Consider the following 6,238-nt stretch of genomic DNA (forward strand, 5'->3'; position numbering starts at 1 on the left):
GCAGCTAACAAACCCGCTAAAAATGGATCCATTTTAAGAGCTAAAACCAAAATAATCATAAAAACACCTAACGCTGCTGGGAATAATTGATTTGCTAAATGCCCTGCTCCAAAAGCAACTTTCTCTACTATTGGTACTATATCTTTTGGGTCTGTTTTATAATGTGTCATGTTTATTAAATTTTAGTTTGATTTGTGATTTTTAGGTATTCTTAATTTGCAATTGGTTTATTTGCCAATGGTGGCATTAAAACTTCTTGCATCAAGGCATTTTTATCTCCATTGTATGTTTTTGTAATTTGCTTTCCGTCTCGAGTCAATCCATCAAAAACACCTACATCTACCAAATCCCATATAGCATATTTTGCTTGTCCTTTTAAATTAATTAAGCCAAAATTATTTTCTGAACCTACTGGATTTTTAGCATCTTTCCATTGTTCATCAAAGGCTTCAAAGTAGAATAGTGAAATTTTTTCTTCGTTTGTCCATTCACGCATCATTTTATAATAGGAACCCGCTTTATATTCATCAGCGGCTCTTGAACTTTCCTTTCCGTAATGTCCATCTGAAATTGTTGTCCAACCTGATTCTCCTATATGAATTGTTTTCGTTGAATCTATACTTTTCACATAGCTTGAAACATCTTGATATTGTTTTTTTGCAAATTCCAGTGCACGTAACATCGCAGCATCCACTTTTTCGGCATCTGAAAAATCTTTTTCACTATCTGGAACAACCCAAAATTCAGGATTGTAATAAGTATTGTGCATTGGATATGTGTGCATTGAAACATAATCAACTGCTTTGATCAATTGTTCTAAATCTGGTGTTCTATAACTTGTATCACCACCACCCCAAGATGCAAAGTCATCAGAGCTGGTTATCCATAATTCAGCAGGAAGTTCATCTTTGATTTTTAGTTCTTGTAAGTGATTAACCCATTTTAAAATTACATTGGGTTGCACATAATAACTTGCTGCCCAACGCACCATTGCTTCATTTCCAACTGCTATTACTTTAACAATATCTGAGTATTGATTGGTTAATTTTACTGCAGTGGCAATTTCAATAGTATTTCTATCACTTTCTAAATTATGATCTGGTTCAAATTCTGTCCAAGCATTTTTACAATCTATCCAAGCGCCTAACATAACGTACATTTCAAAAGTTGGATCTTCTTTTTTAAGTTCTGTAATTGCTTTTAATAAGTTTGATGCTTCATTTAAATGCACATTGTAGGTTCTTAAAATTTTAACATTCATAGCTGCTAAAATTTTCAGATCTTCTTTAACTTGATCCATTGAAGGTTCAATATCTCTAGTATTTTCACGATAACCTCCATAAGAAATTGCTAAATATTCAGGATTTCCTATTATTTCAGCGGCTGTTTTTTCTACTTTTTTAGAAGGTGTTTCAGAACAACTAAATATAAAAATTGAAATTAGTAGCATTGAAACTATTTTTAATATTTTATTCATTTTTTAAATATTTTTAATATTAATAACTTAGTCCATAACCAAATTCATACAAAGGTGTAATTGATGTATCCCAAAAATTAGGACCGAACTTACCTTCAAAATCCTCTACAGATTTAGGCCAGGAATGTGGTAATTTTCCTTTAAAATTAAAGTCCCCAAATAATACTTCTGCAATCCCATTTCCTTCAGATCCAGGTAACCAAGCTGCAATAAAAGCATTAGACCGTTCTATTTGATTTGTTATTACCAAAGGTCTTCCTGAAACTAAAACCACAATTACTTTAGGTCCTTTGTTGGCATATGCATTTATATATTTTTGGTGTGCTTCACTTAAAGTAAGTTGATATTTCCCCTTGCCATCTCCTACATCTCCAAAAAATTCAGCATATGGAGTTTCACCTACAACAATAATTACTACATCAGCATCTATATAATTCCCAATGGCAAATTCATCATAAATAACTTCACCTTTTGCAATTTCTTTAATACCTTCTAATATGGTAGTTGCGCCAACATAATTTTGATTCTTTCCTTGCCAAGTAATTGTCCAGCCTCCAGATTGCAATCCTGTATTATTGGCATGTTCACCAACTACTACTATTTTTTTAGCTGTTTTATCAATAGGCAAAGCCTTGTTTTCATTTTTAAGCAAAACCAACGATTCTCGAACCGCTTGTTTAGCTTTCTCTCTATGAGAAGGACTTCCAATCTCTGCAATTAAATTAGCATCTGGAAAAGGATGTTCAAACAATCCCAATCGAAATTTTTGTCGTAAAATTCTTCTTACAGCATCATCAACTCTTTGTTGAGAAACATAACTACTGTCAACCCCCTTTTTTAGTCCGCTTTGAAACATATCTAAATCACCATCTACTGCCATTACCATATCAATACCCGCATTTATAATGTCATTTTCACCAAATCTTGAATACCCTTTCCAGTCGGTAACTACAATTCCATCAAAACCCAAACTATCTTTAAGCACATCCGTAATCATTTCTTTATACGAATGCATTGGCTTGTCTGACAAGGTATTAAATGAAACCATTACCGCGCCAACACCTTCATTTACAGCATCGCGATAAGGTGGCAACAATCGTTCGTAAACTTCTTGCATACTTATAGAAGTATTTCCACCTTCAACCCCAAAATCTGTAGCACCATCACCAATAAAGTGTTTTGCCGTAGCCATTACTGTATTGCTTTTAGATAAATCACCTTGATGACCTCTAATCGATGCTTTGGTTAATTCTTGTGTTAGCTCAGTGCTTTCAGAAAATGCTTCATAGACTCTTCCCCATTTTTCATTGTAAGGAATAGCAATACAAGGCGAAAATACCCAGTTAAAACCAGTTGCCTGAGCTTCAATAGCTGTAATTGCAGCAGCCTCTTCAACTAATTTAGCATTACCTGTTGCTCCCATTCCAATATTATGAGGAAATATGGTGGCACCATCAAAAGTGTTTTGACCATGAACGGCATCTACGCCAAATAACAATGGAATTCCCAATCTGGATGATAAAGCTTTCTTTTGAAGTGAAACAAATTTGGCTTGCCAACCAACAGCATCTGCTCCGGGAGCAGGGCCATCTGTATGAATTACAGATCCAATAAATTTGGAAGCTATTTCATCATCTGTAATACTATCAAAATGCCTTACTTGTGTCATTTGACCTATTTTTTCTTGCAAGGTCATGAGTGCTAATAACGAGTCAACTTTAAATTCAATTATCGCCTCTTTATCAATTATTTTCGTTTGTTTTTTAGCACAACTAAAAACCATCAAGGCTATAATTACTATTGAAATTAGTTTTCTCATCTTAAAAATTACTTGTTTAAATACACGATTATTTTATTAATTTCAGCTGTTCTTTCAAACACTTTTTTACTTGTTTGTGAATCAAGTTGAAGGCAATCAAATTCTAGAATAGAATCCTTATTAAACACTACTTTCACTCCTTGTTTTTCTGATAATTTATAGATGATTGGAATTTGACAATAGGTAAAACAAAGTGACTCTTTTTCTAATTCAATTTCTTGTACTTCTTTATTGATATTTGTGTATTTAAATACTTTTGGTTCTTTTAAAAATTCGTCTCTTCTTAATAATCTTGGATTGAATACTAATTTTCCATGTTCAACAAAAACACCTAATTCTCCAAAACGACTTAAAATATCTTCTTTTACTTGCCCTGTCATTCCTGGCTGTTGTGCTCCTTTTCCTCCTGGTGTATGCGAATACGGATCGGTTGGAAATGCGCCATACAATTCAGGTGATTTATGCACCCCAATTCCTTCATTAATTTCGTAATAATGATCTAACAATTTTCCAATGGTAACTTCACTTTCTTTATTTGAAACAGCCATTAAACAAGTTTCTTGAACACTTAACAATAATTTAGAAACCATGTGCCAGTAAATAGAACCCAATCCTTCGTAACCAAAGAAAGTACCCGATCTTCCTGTAAATGATTTATGATCAAAAATTTCTTCAAAAATGGCTAATACAAACTCACTATCCTTTTCAATTAATGTCTTATATTTTTCTTCTGATAATTGAGAAAGTGCTGTTTTAAGGCTATTCTCATTATTGAAATTTCCATTAAAATGATAGTTTCCCACAATATCTTTTACAATAATTTGTGTGTTCCCATCTTTTAAAAGTTGCTGAAGCAATGCAGATTTTTCAACTTTTTTTGAATTGATATTGTTTTTATCATTAAATCTTGGAAGTTCTTTGTTTGGATATAATATATAACTGTATTGATCTGGTCTAAATAATGCACTGGCTTTTAATGCATTTAACAGTTCTAAAGAATCAGTTTCCGAAATATAACCAGAACTTAAAACAGCAACTTGACCTTCCAACATTTCTGGTAGATAAGAGATTACAATTTCCTGTTTGTTTTTAACAGTCATTAAATTGTAGGCATGGTATAATTTATCAGCTCTTTTATTCGCTTCAATAGAATGATCTATAAATTGAAGGGTGATTTTAGTGAAGTCTAATAAATCTGCTTTTGAAATAGTTCCTTTGTTACTTGAAAATCCGTTTTCATAAATGGCAGTTCTAAAATTGCTTCCTGCATTTCCAAGTCCATCAAGCACCTTTTTTCTATCCTTGTCTGAAATTTTTCCAGCCAATAAATTTTTATTTTCACTGAAAGTTGCCACAATTTCATTAAAAAACAATGCCAGTTCTTCTGAAATTTCTACGGTCTCTAAAGTAGTATTTGAAACAATTCCTTCAAAGAATTTTAAAAAACGTCTTAAATAATACAAGGTTACCATTGAAACTCCATTTCCAACCAAAGCATTGTTTGCATCGTTCCATTCTGGTCTTTGGGTACTCATCCAAATTCCACCTTCAGGAATAAAGTTTGATACTTTTGCTAGTACGGTTGCTAATAATTTCTCTATTAAATTTACTTTATAAATAAAGTAATTTTCATCTCTTAATAAAGCGCCGTCAGCGCCTAACTCATTCTTTTTTCGGTTGAGTTCTTCATCCAGCTCTACATCAAAAACAATAGTGTCTTTCGGATTTGCTAAAATAGCTTCATAACTTTTTATTTTGTAAGGTACATTTGCGTAAACAAATAATTCCTGATTAAAGTAGCTTGCTAATTTTGCTGGATAATGTTTTTCAATAAATTCTAAGAATTTCAACAAGTAAATAATTTGATGGTCTCCCCAATAACCAATATACGACCAAGGGTTGTCTGGCTCAATAGTTTCCCAATCAAAACCATCTTTTGTAACACGATAAGGATTGTAACCATCAAATGTTGTGGCGTTTAAAAACTTATGAATCATACTCTCAATAAATTCTGGATATGAGTGTGCTAAAGCTTCCCAATTTTGAAAAATATCTCTCCAGTTTCCTTCATAGTCCAATATTTTTGAACCATCAACTTCACTTCTTGTATTGATAGAAAATTTGTTCCAAGGTCTGCTTGGATCTCCATGTCTTCTACTAAATTTCAAAGGCATATACTCAAAACAAAGTCGTTTGAAATTTTTATCTACATCTTTTTCTGCTAATCCCTTTAAATAACTTAGAGTAAACAATTCAGGAAGTTGCTCTAATATTTCTTCCTTTTTCTTAGATACTTTTTTATTGGCATTTGCCATGTATTTTATAAAATCACCTTTTTCAATTTGATAATTATTATCAAAAATACCACCACGCATAATGTTAAACAGCGTGTTGGCAAAATGACGTGTATTTCTTTGTTTATCCGCAGTTAATTGCAGTGCATCAGCAGCACCATTAAGTTCTAACAATTGTTTTAAGCCTAATTGAATATCGTCTTGAACCAATCCTTCTAAATTCGGTTCATTCTTAATTATTTCTTTAATTTGAACTACGGAAACTATGGACTGATTTACATCAGCTATAATGCTCCAATTTTTTTCAGATTCACCTGTTATAGTTAATTCTGCACAAATAAAATAAGCACCTTTTTCTGCTTTAATATCAATTTCTTGCTGAATTTCCTTTCCTTTTCTGAAATTATCCAATTGCAATGAGGATAATAAATAAGTTGGATTTTCAATTCCAAAAGACCAAACAATGTTTGCTTTTAATGCTTCACTTGGTTCTGCTTTATCAACTATAATTGCACTTAAAGCAAAAATCCCCAATCCAGCGTCAGTTTCTAACTCGCATTTTTTATAGGCATCCACCAAATTGCTACTTGCATTTTGCAAATCTGCTGAAACGCCGTAAGGCAATATATTTTGAATTCCATCTAATAC

At 32.4% G+C, this 6,238-nt stretch carries 3 protein-coding genes; all 3 read right to left on the reverse strand.

The features are described from left to right. Positions 1 to 211: 211 nt before the first annotated feature. Positions 212 to 1,477 carry a glycosyl hydrolase family 17 gene (locus ABY863_RS12240; protein WP_372795241.1) on the reverse strand — a complete coding sequence of 422 codons (1,266 nt, stop codon included), beginning with the start codon at positions 1,475 to 1,477 and terminating at the stop codon, positions 212 to 214. Between the two features lie 19 nt (positions 1,478 to 1,496). Then, the gene (locus ABY863_RS12245) at positions 1,497 to 3,296 is read right to left on the reverse strand and encodes a glycoside hydrolase family 3 protein (RefSeq protein ID WP_372795243.1); all 1,800 of its coding nucleotides are present in this window, start codon (positions 3,294 to 3,296) and stop codon (positions 1,497 to 1,499) included. Between the two features lie 8 nt (positions 3,297 to 3,304). Then, positions 3,305 to 6,238: hypothetical protein (locus ABY863_RS12250; protein ID WP_372795245.1), on the reverse strand; the 2,934-nt coding region annotated here is incomplete at its 5' end.

It is taken from the genome of Lutibacter sp., assembly GCF_041562875.1.
Lineage (GTDB): Bacteria > Bacteroidota > Bacteroidia > Flavobacteriales > Flavobacteriaceae > Lutibacter.